Origin of the sequence: Flavobacterium sp. XN-5, from assembly GCF_008033395.2 — a bacterium.
GTDB lineage: Bacteria > Bacteroidota > Bacteroidia > Flavobacteriales > Flavobacteriaceae > Flavobacterium > Flavobacterium hiemivividum.
Genome location: NZ_VOGZ02000004.1, coordinates 56,381 through 73,420 on the forward strand (window position 1 = coordinate 56,381; position 17,040 = coordinate 73,420).

At 35.7% G+C, this 17,040-nt stretch carries 14 protein-coding genes; 3 read left to right on the forward strand and 11 right to left on the reverse strand.

All coding sequences use genetic code 11. The annotated features are described in order from the left end of the window. Positions 1 to 41: 41 nt before the first annotated feature. The 7 genes from FQU23_RS08805 to fucP form a co-directional block, all read right to left on the reverse strand. Positions 42 to 1,574, reverse strand: coding sequence for an alpha-L-fucosidase (locus FQU23_RS08805; protein WP_147673555.1), 1,533 nt, complete (start codon positions 1,572 to 1,574; stop codon positions 42 to 44). Positions 1,575 to 1,610: 36 nt separating this feature from the next. Next, entirely contained in the window at positions 1,611 to 2,195 is a 585-nt protein-coding gene (locus FQU23_RS08810; protein ID WP_147673556.1) for a lactate utilization protein C, read from the reverse strand. 1 nt (position 2,196) lies between these two features. After that, entirely contained in the window at positions 2,197 to 3,576 is a 1,380-nt protein-coding gene (locus FQU23_RS08815; RefSeq protein WP_147673557.1) for a lactate utilization protein B, read from the reverse strand. Positions 3,577 to 3,580: 4 nt separating this feature from the next. After that, complete coding sequence (locus tag FQU23_RS08820; RefSeq protein ID WP_147673558.1) at positions 3,581 to 4,318, reverse strand: (Fe-S)-binding protein; 738 nt, start codon at positions 4,316 to 4,318, stop codon at positions 3,581 to 3,583. Between the two features lie 117 nt (positions 4,319 to 4,435). After that, complete coding sequence (locus FQU23_RS08825; protein WP_147673559.1) at positions 4,436 to 5,200, reverse strand: SDR family NAD(P)-dependent oxidoreductase; 765 nt, start codon at positions 5,198 to 5,200, stop codon at positions 4,436 to 4,438. Positions 5,201 to 5,316: 116 nt separating this feature from the next. Further along, positions 5,317 to 6,972, reverse strand: a complete 1,656-nt coding sequence (locus tag FQU23_RS08830; RefSeq protein ID WP_147673560.1) for a UxaA family hydrolase — start codon at positions 6,970 to 6,972, stop codon at positions 5,317 to 5,319. A gap of 16 nt (positions 6,973 to 6,988) precedes the next feature. Further along, a complete protein-coding gene (gene fucP / locus FQU23_RS08835) occupies positions 6,989 to 8,362 on the reverse strand; it encodes an L-fucose:H+ symporter permease (protein ID WP_245181093.1) in 1,374 nt (457 codons plus the stop codon). A 113-nt stretch (positions 8,363 to 8,475) separates the two neighbouring features. On the opposite strand from fucP, the gene FQU23_RS08840 reads away from it, so the two are divergent. Then, positions 8,476 to 9,345 carry an AraC family transcriptional regulator gene (locus FQU23_RS08840; protein ID WP_147673561.1) on the forward strand — a complete coding sequence of 290 codons (870 nt, stop codon included), beginning with the start codon at positions 8,476 to 8,478 and terminating at the stop codon, positions 9,343 to 9,345. A 79-nt stretch (positions 9,346 to 9,424) separates the two neighbouring features. Here FQU23_RS08840 and FQU23_RS08845 read toward each other — a convergent pair whose 3' ends face one another. After that, entirely contained in the window at positions 9,425 to 11,398 is a 1,974-nt protein-coding gene (locus FQU23_RS08845; RefSeq protein ID WP_147673562.1) for a family 20 glycosylhydrolase, read from the reverse strand. A gap of 234 nt (positions 11,399 to 11,632) precedes the next feature. After that, positions 11,633 to 12,193, reverse strand: coding sequence for a DUF6642 family protein (locus FQU23_RS08850; protein WP_147673563.1), 561 nt, complete (start codon positions 12,191 to 12,193; stop codon positions 11,633 to 11,635). 450 nt (positions 12,194 to 12,643) lie between these two features. Between FQU23_RS08850 and FQU23_RS08855 the strand changes: the two genes are divergently transcribed. Both FQU23_RS08855 and FQU23_RS08860 read left to right on the forward strand, forming a co-directional pair. Beyond that, a complete protein-coding gene (locus tag FQU23_RS08855) occupies positions 12,644 to 13,786 on the forward strand; it encodes a saccharopine dehydrogenase family protein (protein ID WP_147673564.1) in 1,143 nt (380 codons plus the stop codon). Between the two features lie 99 nt (positions 13,787 to 13,885). Next, positions 13,886 to 14,617 carry a DUF4339 domain-containing protein gene (locus tag FQU23_RS08860; protein WP_147673565.1) on the forward strand — a complete coding sequence of 244 codons (732 nt, stop codon included), beginning with the start codon at positions 13,886 to 13,888 and terminating at the stop codon, positions 14,615 to 14,617. Positions 14,618 to 14,703: 86 nt separating this feature from the next. On the opposite strand, the gene FQU23_RS08865 is transcribed toward FQU23_RS08860, so the two are convergent. Beyond that, on the reverse strand, positions 14,704 to 15,297 hold the full coding sequence (locus FQU23_RS08865; RefSeq protein ID WP_147673566.1) for a 2OG-Fe(II) oxygenase: 594 nt from the start codon (positions 15,295 to 15,297) through the stop codon (positions 14,704 to 14,706). Positions 15,298 to 15,468: 171 nt separating this feature from the next. Next, positions 15,469 to 16,932, reverse strand: coding sequence for an AAA family ATPase (locus FQU23_RS08870; RefSeq protein WP_147673567.1), 1,464 nt, complete (start codon positions 16,930 to 16,932; stop codon positions 15,469 to 15,471). Positions 16,933 to 17,040 lie beyond the last annotated feature (108 nt).

Here is a 17,040-nt window from a genome sequence, read left to right on the forward strand (position 1 = left end):
TTTTTTAACCGCGCTTGTGTCGGATTATCGTTAGCCTTATTTTATTTTTTATCCGTGGTGTCTAAATACAGTCCTATTTCTGCCAATGCTGGTTGTAATCTAGCTGACAAAATGCGTAATCTTACTTTAGAGGTAGTTATCGTAGGAAACTCAAGTAAGCGTTTGAAACCAATTGTAGTTCCCTCAGCTGCTTTCTTCCATTGTCCGTTTTCCCAATACTCTAAAATAAATTTTTCTACTCTTTGTCCTTTGCTAATGTTTTCTTGAAGCAACAATACATTGAATGTTTTTTCTCCTTTTAAATCCATTTCAACTTCATTATCATTCCCTTTCATCGAAAATAAATGATGAGTCGCATCGTTCCCGTCTAATAGCGATTTAATTTTCTTTACTTTTCCAACAGCCTTGGCATCTTTCAAAAGATTCTCTTTGAAAATTTCATCCAGTTTTCCTCGCCATTCTTTTAAAGCATTTACATCATAATCCGTAAACAAACCTCTTTTGTCTGGTGGAATATTCAATAAAAGCACACCGTTTCTTCCCACAGAGTGGAAATAAATCTCTTTCAAATACGCTGGAGTTTTCACTTTTTTGTCTTCTGCTTCATGGTAAAACCATCCTGGTCGAATGGAAACATCCGTTTCGGCAGGATACCATTTTAAGGCATCACCATCTTTCAATTGACTGCGACTTCCGAGAACACTTCCTCTCATATCTCCTGCAGGCGGTGTATCAACCTTAGTCTGAGAACCATTATCTGTTTTATTCTTTTTTCCAACAGGAACTACACTCCATTCTTCCTCACGACCATGACCAGTTTCTGTACCAACCCAACGTACATCAGGACCAGAAACAGCAATTACGGCTTGAGGTTGTAATTTTCGAATTAAAGCATACCATCTTTCAAAATCATACACTTGCTTTTTTCCGTTAGGACCTTCGCCATTGGCACCATCAAACCAAACCTCATCTACTTGACCGTATTGCGTCAACAATTCTGTAAGTTGAGCGACCATAACATCATTATAAGCTTCAGTACCATAAGTTGGATGGTTTCTATCCCAAGGTGAAACATAAACACCAAATCCAACCCCAAGTTCCTTACAAGCATCAGCAACTTCTTTTACAACATCACCTTTTCCATCTTTCCAAGGGCTGTTTTTCAAGGAGTACTCCGTTGTCTTTGTTGGCCATAAGCAAAATCCATCATGGTGTTTTGCGGTTATAATAACTTGTTTTATCCCCGCATCCTTAGAGGCTTTTACCCATTGTCTGGCATCTAATGCTGTTGGGTTAAATAACTTAGGGTCGTCTTTTCCTTCTCCCCATTCTCTCCCAGTAAAAGTATTTATTCCAAAATGGATAAAACCTGTTAACTCTAAACGTTGCCAGCGCAACTGCTCCGGCGTAGGAACAATATTTGCCGCAATCTCAACCAATTCCGTCTCAGACATCGATGGATTAATTACTACAAAGTTTTTTTGTTGTGCACAGGAAGATAACACAATTGAAGAAAGTGCCAATCCTATTGTTGCACGCTTTAAACTATTTTTCCTAATATTATTGTATCCCATATTACTGATTATTTATTTTTTATTGAAATTGAATTTTTATTCCACTACATAAACCGTAGTACTTCTCGCGCCATGCGCGCCAATAACTAATGACTGCTCAATATCGGCTGTTTTTGAAGGTCCAGCGATAAACGCTCCAAAACCTTCACTTCCTACCTCGATTTTATCATAAGCATCGTGCATGGTTGCAACAATGTCATTTTTATCGATTACTAAAACCAAATGCTGACAAATAAAGGGCAATAAACGATTTTTCATTTGACTTTCATAAACCCAAACTGCCCCATTTTCAGCAACCGCAACCGTTCCTTTTATATAAGCTCGTTCTACTTTTTCTAATTCGAAAGCTGACAGGGCAATGGTATCGGCAGTATCTATTGATTCGGCAGAAATTGTATCAATTATGAAAGTATCGTTAGCTTTATCTAACCTAATTTTTTCTATTACAATCTCTATATTCGAAATCAATTCTGTTTTACCACCAATGCTTTCTAATACCGACTTGAACTGGGCATATCTATCTTCATAGCTTATAACAGAAGTACGATTAAGAACAGGAAGCGGAACCAATGTCGGTTGGTTCGTGGCTATGGCGTTCAATATATTTTCTCTTGAACTCATACTATTGCATTTTATTATTTTTACCGTTTTTCAAATACCACTCTCTAAAAGATTCCTTTGGTGGCTCCGGCATTTCTCTTTGCTTGTACCACACGTTTAATTTATTGTTGGTCATAAATGGAAATGCTTTCATCATTCTCCTTCCTATTTTTCCAACAAAGCGATACACACTTGGTTTCGAAAATAAATAAGCCATCGTTTTCATGACTGTTTTTTTTCTTGTATCAGCAAAACCTTCGGCCACAATTACTTGCCTCCATTTCCACAATTGCTCGTGAATATTAATTTTCACCGGACAAACATTGGTACAACTACCGCATAAAGTAGATGCAAATGGCAAATCGGCATTGGCTTTCATGTCTAAATTTGGACTCAAAATAGAACCAATCGGCCCCGCCACAGCAGTTTGATAACTATGACCGCCACTTCGACGATACACCGGACAAGTATTAAAACAAGCAGCGCAACGAATGCACTTTAATGAATTTCTAAAATCCTCACGCCCCAATTGTTTACTACGACCATTATCTACAATTACAAGGTGCATTTCTTGACCTGGTCTTGGTTTATGAAAATGACTTGAATAGGTAGTAACCGGTTGTCCAGTAGCACTTCTTGCCAATAATCTCAAAAATACCGCTAGATGTTCTGCCTTTGGAATGATTTTTTCAAAACCCATGCAGGCGATATGTACTGCAGCGGTATGTGCACCCATATCAGCATTTCCTTCATTGGTGCAAACCACAAAACCACCAGTTTCTGCTACGGCAAAATTCACTCCCGTAATCGCAAGTTCTGATTGAACAAACTTATCACGTAAATGTTGTCTAGCAGCTTCAGTTAAATACTGAGGATCATTATTTCCTTTTTCTGTTTGCAAATACTCATGAAAAGTTTCGCTAACATCTTCTCTTTTTAAGTGAATTGCTGGCAATACAATGTGACTCGGCGCCTCCTTTCTAAACTGAACAATACGCTCACCTAGATCCGTATCTACCACTTCTATTCCCTTTTCTTGTAAATAATCATTCAAATGGCATTCTTCAGTAAGCATGCTTTTGCTCTTCACAATTTTTTGAATCTTGTGCTTCTGAATAATGGTATGGATTATTTTATTGTGTTCGTCTCCATCTGCAGCCCAATGAACAATGATTCCATTGGCTTTAGCCTTTTCTTCAAATTCTTTTAAATAGTTTGAAAGATTAGAAAGCGTATGATCTTTTATTTGCGAACCCCACTCTCTCAATTGTTCCCATTCTGGCAAACCATGAGCTGCCTTGTCCCTTTTTTCACGAACAAACCACAAGGTATCGTCGTGCCAATCAGTTCTAGGCTCGTCCGCAATAAATTTCTCTGCTAATGCTGCATGTGATATTTTCATACTTTTATAATGAGCTATTCAATATTTCGGCAATATGAATAGTTTTAATTTTACTTCCTTGTCTTTTTAATATTCCTTCTAGGTGCATCAAGCAACTCGTGTCTCCACCGGTGATATAATCAACTTCATTGTCATCATGTTCAGCAACTCTGTCCTTCCCCATTTTGACACTCACGGCTTCTTCGAATACACAAAAAGTCCCGCCAAAACCACAACATTCGTCATTTCGTTTGGGTTTACTTAACCGAATGTCTGTAACCATATTCAGCAACTGTTCTGGTTTAGAAAAAGTAGGCGTCATTGTTTCTGTCATTGACGAAAGACCTAAACCTCGTTGTCCGTGGCAGCTGTTATGAATTCCTACTTTAAAAGGAAATCGAGCTTGTAGCTTCTCTATCTTCAAAACATCAGTCAAAAATTCTGTTAACTCATAAACATTCTTTCTAATATTCGCTGCTTTTTCTGGATGTGCTGCGTCTTGTAAATGTTCTTTCACATGTAAAACACAACTTCCTGAAGGCGCTACGATATAATCGAATCCAGAGAAGTTTTCGACAAAATTAGCATCACAACCTTTGCTTAAGCTTGCAAAACCACTATTAGCCATCGGTTGTCCACAACAAGTTTGCTCCAAAGGAAAACTAACGTCACAACCTAGTTTTTCTAACAATTGCAAAGTAGCAATGCCCACTTGCGGATAAAACTGATCGATATAACACGGTATGAATAAGGCGACTTTCATATGTTGATGTTTATTGTTTTTTTATAGGTCATATTTAATTGCTTCTCCGATTCGCTATCGCTCGGGTCGCATATCACTATTGGTGTTTGCGACCACTTAACGGTTATGCTAATTTCACTAATTGTTCAATTTTATAAATCCGCCATCGATAGGATAGTCAGAACCTGTGATAAATCCTGCTTCATCACTACATAAGAATAAAGCTAATGCTGCTACTTCGTCTGGTTTACCCATGCGCCCAATAGGTTGTGACTTTGATAATTTTTCAAATACTTCCGCCTCTTTTCCTGGATATGTTTTAGAAATAAATCCGTCCACAAAAGGTGTATGCACTCTTGCAGGAGAGATTGAATTACAACGGATATTCTCGTTAAGGTAATCCTTAGCAACTGATAATGTCATTGCCATTACCGCTCCTTTTGCAGTGGAATACGCAAATCGATCTGGAATCCCAACCCAAGCAGCAATTGATGCCATATTTACTACCACACCACCATTGCTTTTTCGTAATTGCGGAATCGCAGCAAACAAACAGTTGTAAACTCCTTTAACGTTTACATTCATAATGCGATCAAAATCAGCTTCGGGCGTTGTATCAACTTTACCAATATGAGCAATACCAGCATTGTTAACCAGAATATTGATAGCTCCAATTTTTTCGAATGTTGCAACTACTGCTTCATGACTCGCTACATTACAAGCATGAGCAAAAACTTTTCCGCCTTCAGCTGTGATTTCGTCCACCGCTATTTTAGAGCTTTCTTCATTTAATTCTAAAATATGAACTGTTGCTCCTTGTTTAGCAAATAAAGCTGAAATCGCTTTTCCTATTCCGCTTCCACCGCCTGTAACTACTGCTATTTTATTTTGTAATGAAAACATAATATATGTTGTTTGTTATTTTAAATTTTATGAAAATAATTATTTATGTGAATGAACTTATACACACCCGAAAGGTTTTGAAAACCTGTCGGGTGTAAATTCTTGATTCATATTATTTATAAAGATACGCCTCGTTTCCAAGGAATAAAATCATCCTGATTCAATTGTACTGCTTTAGGAATGATTTCACCATTCGCAACCTTGATGCAATAATCTAAAATATCCTCTCCCATTTCCTCAATGGATTTTTCGCCACTAATAACCGGACCACAATCAATATCAATAATATCGCTCATTTTTTTGGCTAAAACCGAATTGGTTGCTACCTTAATCACTGGACAAACTGGATTTCCTGTTGGTGTTCCTAAACCGGTTGTAAACAAAATTAATGTCGCTCCAGAAGCTGCTTTTCCTGTAGTTGCTTCGACATCATTTCCAGGTGTACAAACTAAGCTAAGTCCCGATTTTGTTGCAGGTTCAGTATAATCTAAAACATCTACCACTGGAGCAGTTCCGCCTTTTTTAGCAGCGCCAGCACTTTTAATGGCATCTGTTATCAATCCGTCTTTGATGTTTCCTGGAGAAGGGTTCATGTGAAAACCAGAACCTACTTTATGAGCCAATGCATCATAAGATTGCATCAAATTAATAAACTTCTCTGCTGATTCCTTTGAAATACAGCGATCGATTAAATTCTGTTCTACACCGCACAATTCAGGAAATTCCGCTAGCAACACTTTACCACCTAAAGCGACCAATAAATCAGAGGTATAACCAACAGCAGGATTAGCAGAAACTCCGCTAAAACCATCACTTCCGCCACATTTCACTCCTAATACTAATTCGCTTAAAGGTGCTGGAGTTCTTTGTAGTTTATTAATTTCTATTAAGCCAGCAAAGGTTTGTTTAATTGCATCCGCTATTAATTGCTCCTCACTTACTGTCTGTTGTTGTTCGAAAACAAGCAAAGGTTTGTCAAATAAAGGATTCTGCATTACAACATCATTTTTAAAGTCCTGCACCTGCAAATGCTGGCAACCCAAACTCAAAAGGGTAATTCCCGCAACATTAGGATGATTTGCATATGAAGCTAATAAAGCGCTCAAAGTAGCCGAATCTTGACGAGTCCCCCCACATCCACCCTGATGATTAAGGAATTTTATACCATCAACATTTTTAAAAACACGATTAGTCGCGCTGGTAGCTGTAAGTTCTAAATCAATCGAATCAATATTATCACCATTTTGATATGCTTTCAGCAATTGGTGAGTATATTGAGTATATTTATCACTAACAGAATAGCCTAACTCATTGTGCAATGCTTCTTTTATTACATCTAAGTTTCTGTTTTCACAGAATACCGTTGGCACAAATAGCCAATAATTAGCTGTTCCCACACGACCATCTTTTCTTTTGAAACCATTAAATGTTCGGTCTTTATATTTGGTCACATCTGGAACCTGCCAAGAATAGTCTACTTCTCTGTAAGCATAAGGTTCTGCAGCATGCTTTAGGTTTTCGATAGTCATTAAACTTCCTTTAGCAATATCACATTGCACTTTTCCAACCAAAACACCATACATGATTACCTCATCACCAGCATTTAAATCAATTGTATAAAATTTATGTTTTGCTTTAATAGCGTCTTGAAGAACATAAGTTTCTTCTTCGAAAATCACTCTTTCATTTTGTGATAAATCTGTCAAAGCCACCAAAACATTATCATTGGGGTGCATTTTAATTACCAGTCTTTTCGTTTCGTTGTTTAACATTGTCTATAAATAAAAGTTATGCTTTATTAGCTTTGTGTCCGTTGAATGCGAATAATAATATCACTGCAAAACAGGTTAGTGGAACAAGGTAACCCATTTGAATACTTCCAGTTGCGTCAGAAATCAGTCCCAAAACAGGAGGCAATAAAGCTCCTCCCACAATTGCCATCACGATTAATGAAGAACCAATTTTAGTGTTGTGACCAAGTCCGTCGATTCCCATAGAGAAAATAGTAGGAAACATGATACTCATAAAGAAAGCAATTGCTATCAATGTATAGACTACAATCATTCCCGACCCTGTAATTGCGATAATGGTCAACAAAATATTAATTGTAGCATATATTATAAGTAATTTTCGAGCGTGGATATACTGCATTAAAAAAGTCCCTGCAAAGCGGCCTAGCATAAATGCCAAACCAAAAAATCCTAAGAATTTGGCAGCCGTTACCTCTTCTATACCAGCTGTTGTGGTAGCCATTTTTATAAAAAAGCTAGCTACACAAACCTGAGCTCCTACATAAAAAAACTGAGCAACAATACCCCATCTTAATTTCATTGACTTTAAGGCAGATCCAAAACTAGATCCTTCACCACCCTCATTATCGTCCTCCTTAACATCTGGCATATTGGTAAAATAAAATACAACTGCAACAGCCAGAATTATCAAACCTAAAATTAAGTAAGGCATTTTTACGCTTGCAGCTTCTGAAGCTAGATAAGTATTCAATTCCGTTGACGACATGCTCGCCATCTCGGTTTCAGTCAAGTTTTTACCCGATAAAATAATTGGTCCTATAACTGTAGGCGAGATAAAAGCAGCCAATCCATTAAAAGATTGTGAAAAATTTAATCTCTTGGTTGCGGTTTCAGCAGGTCCTAATATAGTCACATACGGATTTGCTGCCGTTTCTAAGAATGTTAATCCACAAGCGATTACAAACAAAGCGCCTAGAAAATAAACATATTGTAAAGAATTTGCGGCCGGTACAAAAAGAAGAGAACCAATACCGAACAAAACCAGTCCGATTAGAATTCCAGATTTGTATCCATATTTTCGCATCACATACCCTGCAGGTAGTGCCATGACAAAATAAGCGATGAAAACGGCAGAGTCAACAAGAGAAGACTCTAGATCTGTCAAATTAAAAGCCTTCCTTAAATGAGGAATTAAAATAGGATCCAGATTATGAACAAATCCCCAGAAAAAAAACAAACTCGTAACTAAGATAAACGGAAACAACCACTTTTTTGATTCGTTTGTTTCTTGCTCTTTATGATTAGAATCCTTAGGATTTCCTTTTCCATTGTCACTCGAATAATTGTTTATTGTTGGCATTTCATTAGAAATAGCTTTATTTTGTGCAACCGACTGAGCATTTAATGCCATACCTATTTTTATTAAATTGATAGTATTTTAGAAGTCGAAAGTTATAATATTTACGATCTGTATATTAATCCGATATTATCTTTATTTAATTATTAATTATCTTTGCTCTAGAAATGAAAATTGAAAAAACTAAAATAACATCCTATCTAAACAGCTCAATTTCTGTAATTTCTAGAGAAGAGCCGTTTTTTCAATCGCCTTTCCATTCCCATCCTGAGCTTGAGTTAGTATATATTAAGGAAAGTTATGGCAAGAGAATTGTTGGGAATTCAGTGGCTCCTTTTGAATCTGGCGATATGGTTTTTTTGGGTTCAGATATTCCACATGTATGGCTGAACGACGAAATGTACTATCAAGATATTAATAATCTAAAAGCGAAGGCAATTGTCGTTTACTTTAATAAAGAACTCTTTGGACCTGCTTTTTACGAGATGAAGGAAGCCCAAAAAATCAATGCGTTGTTTAACCGTGGCATTAGAGGATTATCTATAAGCGGCAAAACAAATAAACAGATTGCTAAAAAACTAGAGAAACTCGTTCATAAAAAGAATTTCGAAATTATCATTGGACTATTTGAAATACTATCTATCCTTTCTGAAAGTACTGACCTTACTTTTGTAAACAACGAAGCCTACTCCCCGCTAAACGATCAAACTAAAAATGATCGTCTTTCGGATGTTTTTATATATGTACAAGAAAACTACAAGGAAGATATTTCACTTGTCGAAATTGCCAAAATTGCCAATCTCACCCCGACTTCTTTTTGTCGTACATTTAAACTAAAAGCTAAAAAAAGCTTTGTAGAATACCTCAACGAAATAAGGGTTGAAAAAGCCTGTAAGTTTCTTATCGAAACAGACATGGGCATGTCTGAGGTCGCTTATGATTGCGGCTTTAAAACCGCCTCTAATTTCAACAGAATATTTAAAAAACTAACAGGAACAACCCCAAAAGAGTACAAGAAAAATACTGAGAATTATTGACTATTTTCAAATTTAGGATTCTTAAATAATACCTTACTCTATTAAGAACGTTTCCTAACAGCCTTCTGCAATTATCATTCTACTCGATTTTAACTTCTTTAATAACTGGCCAGCTCGTATGTTGTTTTGTAGCTTCAATACGAATTGCACGAATGGTTTTTCCACCTAAATAAGCTGCCGCCATTCCGTCATCAGAAAAAGATCCCACTTTTTTAAATGTTTCTCCATCTTCAGAAACTAATAAATCAGCATGCTGAATATAGTCTTTTGAATCTCCAGTGATTACTGTAATTTTATTGGCCAGAACAGCTTCGCCCAATTGAATTTGGTAAAAATCACCAATTCCAATGCTTCTACTTCCCCAATAAAAAGTATTTGATTTTCCATCAAAAATGTACTCGAGGTGATAATTTCCATGATTTGGAAGATTAGTTGTTAGCCAAGCATGTCTCACCAAGGCTGGTTTTTCTTTTTTAGGAATAAACTCGCTTTCATTTATTGCGTCATCAACATAATAGCTAATTCCCAAAGTTTTCATATGATCATAACTTTGCTCTAATCGCTTTAAATAGGAATCCCAATTTCTACTTTCCTTTGGAGACCAAAGAACTTCGGCCAAAGCCGTAATTCTAGGATATAACATCTCCTCCACTCTTTCTTGAGTTGCAATACGCTCCGTCCATAAACAAGCCTGCCCTCCTAAAACTAAATTGTTTTTCTTTAAGGCTTCCATCTCCGCAGAGATAGGATCCCATTCATAAACCTTCCTAGTTGCATTTCCAGCGTAGCCCCAATCAAAATAACAGCCGTGCTGCGGTGCCATTATTACAGGAACATTCCTTTCTAAGGCTTCTACGGCTTGATTGAATCCATAATCACGCCACGCCATAACAATATCCTCTGTAGAAGCGGCATGTCTCTCATTAATTTCATCCCAGCCCACCATGGTTTTATCGTATTTCTTAACTACAGCCGACATTTTTTTTGTGAAAACATCTTGTAATTCGCCCCATGTATTTAAATTTTCTTGTTGATGAAGTTTTTGACATTTCGAACATTTTTCCCAGATATTTGTTGGCACCTCATCACCTCCTAAATGTATTTTCTTAGAAGGAAAAATAGCAGCCATTTCTTGAATCACTTTTTCTGCAAAAGTATATGTATCCGGATTCCCAAGACAAAGCATGTTTACGTTCATTCTCTTGCGATCTTTCATTGGCATTTCCTCTGGAAACACTTCAAATTCACCGCCTGTACAGGACAAATTAGGGTAAGCAGCAAGAATGCCAATCGCATGACCTGGTAAATCAATTTCTGGAATTACCTCAATATTGTGAAGTCCCGCAAAAGCGACTACTTGCTTTAAATCTTCTTGGGTATAAAATTTATTGGACAATTCTGGGTAATCTTTGTAATAAGTCCCAGCCGTTGTAAGTTTAGGATAGGCTTTAATCTCCACTCGCCAAGCATTATTATCAGTAAGATGTAAATGCAGTTTGTTCAATTTAAAAAAGGACATTTGCGTGATCGTTTCCTTTAATTCATCGACTGTCCAAAAATGTCTGCTGCAATCAAGCATCAGTCCGCGGTAATTAAAGCGCGGTTGATCTTCAATTTTCAATTGCATTACACTATTGTTTTCAGCACTAAGCACGATTTGTTTCCAAGTTTGAAACGCATTAAAAGCACCTCCAAAGTCTGAAGCTTCTATATGAATTCCAGTCTCATTTATTTGTAATGTATAAGATTCAAGACTTAAATTTTGATTTTTTTTAATTCGAATAGCAGTATTTTTTGCCTTATCGACAATTTGTATAGCACCCAGATTATTTTTTTGATTAAAAGCAATATATTGATCGCCTAGTTGTTGCCAATCAGAAGGTAATTCTAACTCATTCAGTAATTTTACATTCAGCTTCTTTTGATATGTTTCTACAAATTTGGGCTGCGGAATTATCGCTAATTCCGTATTAGTTGCAACTACTGTTTTTTGACTTTTACAAGCTACTACTGCAATACCTAAGAAAAGGCTAATTATTATTACTTTTTTCATAAAGTGAAATCTAATTTAAGGATAGAAATTATCCTTTGCTATTTAAAAAATGAATAATCTGTGGTGTGATATGTTTGATACTAAATTTCGAAAAAAATCTAAAATCCACAATTGCCAAATATATCTCATTTTATTAAAAACTAAAAACCAATTATCGTTTAAATTACGTTCCCTAGAAGAAACAGACATTATACCAGATACAATTTTGTACCCTTCAAACTCGATATTCCACAGTTAGTAATATAGTCTGAAATCAAGTAATTTACAGAGACCATAATGCTTTTCATGCAACTCTTCTACGATTTCAATTAGATCATCCTGATCTTGGCATAAGCTAAAAAAAGCTTTATCTAAGTTAATGCTATTAATATTGTGCATGGCTTCTCCATATCCTGAAACTGCACGAGCGCCAGTAACATCTAAAAAATACTGTGCTTCTTCTGGATCTAAATCAAGTACTTTGATATTGGCAAAATGCAAAATTTTACCTGTTAGCTTTCCTTCAAAAAGCTCAGCCATTTCTGTTAAACTGTAGTAATATTCATTGACACATATAGAATTTCCTTCACCCGGCATTACGAGATAGATTATTTCATAATCCTTAAAATTATGATCGTCGTAGCGCAACGCACTTAAACCCTCTTCGACTCCTTCAATCGTATCGCAGGTTCTATAAATACTTGTTATTCCTTGTTCCAAAGCAATTTGCCCTAGATTTCTAAAAACCTCAGTATTGATAACCGTTTCTACATCAGGAACAACTTCGAGACAGAAAATAAATTTATCGTTATCCATGAAATTTTATTTTTTTTATTGCTTTAAACAAACAACTTTTTGTTACTAAAAAAGAACTCCTTAATGAAATAACTATACAGTGACTTCTATTTGCATTAAATACGAGGTCTAAAACTTATTAGCTATTTATTTTCCAAAAATACTAATAATGAAAATTATAGCGAGTCTTTTACGGCCAATAATTGATGTAAGACATTACTTTATCCCGAAACCAAAACAGTTTCAGATTACCTTTAATTTCGAATATAATACTTTCTCTGATTCTAGTTTGTAATTATTTAATGTTTCGAAATATCAGTATTCCATCTATTTAAATCATTAAAAAAAGTGTACTTCTATATTATAAAAAATGTACAAAAAAATTAACTATCAAAGAATTACAAAACACAATCACTGGAGAATTTTAAAAATATCGCAATTTATTTTCGATAAAAAGACTAACTTTAGATTATGAAAAAACATTACAATATTATTATAGCGGGAGCCGGTGGCATCGCTGAGGCCGTTAGTTTAATTTTGGCGGAATGGAGTGATATCACTCCTACTCTTTTTATAGGGGATAGGAGTTTTTTAAAAGCTAAAAAAGTAGCCAAATGGGTTGAAGAAGGCACTACAAAACCCTGCACTATAAAAGCTTTTGATCTTGTCGAAACTGGAATTACTGACGAAATGGAGGACATCTTTCTGCAAGGAGATATTGTTCTGGATTGCTTGCCAGGTAGTGCAGCGCCTAGAATTGCTCAATTTGCAAAAGACTTTAACCTTCATTACGCAAACCTTACAGAATACGTTGCCGAAACCGAAGAGATTAAAGCCTTGTCTAAAAATGCTACAACTGGTTTTATATTACAAACTGGTTTAGCACCAGGATATATTGATTTATTAGCCCATGAATTGTTCCTACAATTTCGCAACGACTACAAAGTAAACTCTGTTCACACACTGGAATTTAAAGTAGGTGCGCTAACAAAACATGCTGTAGCACCACATTTTTATGGTTTTACCTGGAGTCCTGTTGGTGTTGCCACCGAATATCTAAAAGACACAATTGTATTAAGAGACTACGTTAAAACAACACTTCCATCCTTATCAGAGCGAGCTACAATTATCATTGATGGCATTTCTTATGAAGAAGATCTTACCTCCGGAGGTGCCGCTGATTTACCCGATGCTTTATCAGGAAAAGTATGTCGTCTTGATTATAAAACATTGCGATATCCTGGTCATTATGCTTGGGTAGAAAAGCAAATTAAAAAAGCTGCAACCACCGAAGCTGCCATTAAAACCTTACAGCAAAAAATGCAAGAGATAATTCCTCGTGTAGAGGATGACCAAATTGTATTGTACGCCGCCATAGAAGGTAAAGATATCGAAGGTGTTTTACGCCGTCGCGAAATAGCTAAAACTATTCTCCCGCAAAAAATAGGGAATCATCAACTAAGAGCAATTCAAACCACTACCGCAGCACCTTTGGCGCAAGCCGCACAATTACTGCTAGAAGGAAAACATAAAGGTACTATTCTTCAAAGCCAAATTGATTCAGCTGCATTTCTCGACGGACATTATGTTTCAAAAGTGTATGGAAAATTATAATACACAACGACACAAAACAATCTGACGTTTTCTACCCAATCAAAATACATTTTTTTGTAATATTACGTTCTAAAAAAGCACAGTTAATATTTGCAAATAATGAGAACCTACTACATCAATAATGGCAAGGAAAATGGTGGCCCTTTTACACTAGATGAATTAAAAACCCAACAAATAGGCAAAGCTACTTTAGTATGGTACCAAGGCATGGACGAATGGAAACATGCTATTGATATCGAAGAACTTAGCTCTTTCTTCACAGTAGTTCCACCACCTATAAAATTCACCACTCCTATTCCCGAAGCTATTTCTACTCCCGAAATTGAGGACGAAAAGGAATCAGAATCAACAATCTTAGGATTAAAGAAAAGTCACTTTTTTTTAGCCCTTTTATTTCTAGCGATATTTACAGCTGTCTTTGTTCTAAACGTTATTCAAAATAATAAAAGAAGCGAAATAGACATCAAAAATAAGGAAACGGAGTTTAGCAACGAGAAAATTGTACTTGAACAAAACGTGCGAAACGAGGAACGTATTCAAGAGGAAATTAGAAAAAGAATTGAATTGGAAAATAATAACCTAAGAAGAAGAGATTCGATTAACAGTCGCATTACTGAAATTAAGATTTTACTTACTAATAATCAAACTCAATTAGAAAATGCTAAAAAAGATCTAAGTGATGCCGAAAGATTTACATTCCTTAGGTCTGAAAATGAAAAATCGGAAGAAATCAGTTTGATACAAAACGACATCCAAACTATAAAAGCTGAAATAAATCAGCTTACAAATGAAGCGGACAGATTGTATTTGATACTGGAAACGATTCGCTAGCCAATTTTAAAGTCGATTAAAATTAAAGTCAACTAACCTAAACTTTACATAAAATTAGGTTAGTTGACTAAAGTATTAGTTAAATATCAATCACATTTCAACCATCCGGTAATACTCATTCGAGTATTTTGAGTAACCAAAACCTCATGAAGCAACTCATCGCTTTTAAAGAAGATGGTCTTTCCTTGAGTAGGTGAAATTTTTTGATTGCTATTTTCTTGGTGAATGAGTAACTCTCCACCATCTTCGGGTTTCCAATTATCATTTAGGTAACTAATCATCGAATATTTCCGACTGGGATTATTCTGAAATTGATCGAAATGCTGTAGGTAAAAATCGCCCTTTTCGTATAGGGAATAATGAAATTCATAGCCGGTAATTCCGGTAAAACAACTTTCGTTTAAGTAGGCAATAAAAGCCTCTATTTGAACAAAAAAAGCATTTTCAAATTCATTATTGTGCTTTTTATCTAGCCAGTAAATAGAATCACTTCGCACCGCGTTGTCATACGCAATCACTTCTGAGTTTCCAGTTCCTGCGACAATTAATAAGTTTTGCTGGTTTAAGGCGAGTAAATTTTGCTTTAAGCTGTTGGCCAATTCGTTACTTAAAAAATTTTCAGAGATGCCTACTTTGGTCTCAATGTAGGAGGTAATTAAAGCTTCAAAGCTATTTTCCATTTATTTTCCGTTGACGGAAAGTGATGCCAACGGAGCAAGGTAGAATAAAAAAAGATAGCAATAGACAAATAAAAATTAAACTTAACAATCAATATAATACACGATTACAAAAAAAGGATTCAGACATTAATCTGAATCCTTGTACAATTATATAAATCCTATTTTTAGTTGTTACAATCTACTAATATAACTTCCATAAATATCTTTAAACTGATAGCCTTCAGATATCCTATCCTTGCTTAGTTTTTTATATTCTACCATTGCCCAAAGAATGAATTCTTTCATGAAAAATTTGTCTTCCTTTTCTAATTGTGGTTGGTATTTCTTTACTAATATTTCAAGTGGCACAATTGCTCCTAGAATGCTTTGGTATTCCTCATCTGTAGCGTCATCTAGTAATTCAAAACCGCTTTCGGCAAAGAACCATTCGACTAAATCCGTATAAGGTGTTTTTTCATCTGGCTTTTCTAGTTTTTCAATTTTAGGGAAATAGCCTGGAAAAAAGGTATGAATCGCTGAACCAATTAAGTTTTGGGCAACATATGCGGCTCCCTCCTGCTCTCCTTCATAAACTAATTCTACTTTTCCTGTAATCGATGGAATAATTCCCATAAAGTCAGACAAACGCAAGCTGGTTTTATCATCTCCTGCTTTTAGAGCGCGGCGTTCTGCCGTACTTAACAAATTTTCATAAGCAGTGATACTCATTCGCGCACTTACTCCACTTTTATTATCGATATATTCACTTTCTCGTGCTTCAAAACTAATTTGTTCTAATAAATCCTTTGCCAAGGAAGGAACATAAACCATATCACTCTGATCAGCATCCAGATTTGCTTCCTGGGCCGTAATCGCGCGAGCAATTTCTATAGTTTCAGGATAGTGGGTTAATATTTGAGAGCCTATTCTATCTTTTAATGGAGTTACAATATTCCCTCTATTAGTATAATCTTCAGGATTTGCAGTGAATACAAACTGCATGTCTAGCGGCATTCTCAATTTAAATCCTCTAATTTGAATATCACCCTCTTGTAAAATATTAAACAATGCCACTTGGATTCTCGCCTGTAAATCAGGTAATTCGTTAATTACAAAAATACAACGATTGGCACGTGGAATCATCCCAAAATGAATCACACGATCATCAGCATAAGACAATTTCAAATTAGCTGCTTTTATAGGGTCAACATCTCCTATTAAATCAGCAACGGTTACATCTGGAGTAGCCAGTTTTTCAAAGAAACGATCACTTCTGTGCAACCATGAGATAGCAGTAGCATCTCCGTTTATCGCTATTAAATCTTTGGCATAGCGCGAAATAGGGTTTAATGGATCGTCATTAATCTCTGAACCGTTCACATAAGGAATATATTCATCTAATAATTCGATCATTTTTCTCGCTAAACGAGTTTTGGCTTGACCACGAAGCCCTAATAAATTGATGTTGTGACGAGATAATATAGCTCGCTCCAACTCAGGAATAACTGTATTCTCAAAACCGTAAACCCCTTCAAAAACAGGTTTTCCTGATTTTATTTTCTCTCTTAAGTTCGTTCGCAACTCTTCTTTAATGCTTTTACTTTGATATCCTGAAGCTTTTAATTCGCCTAAAGTATTTATGTTTTCTATTTTCATTTTTTTTTATTTTGTTTTAACCGCAAAGGACGCTAAGCTTTTCGCAAAGTTCACTAAGTGTTTTTATCTCTTTTTTTACTTTTATGCTTTATTTTCCAATATTCGACT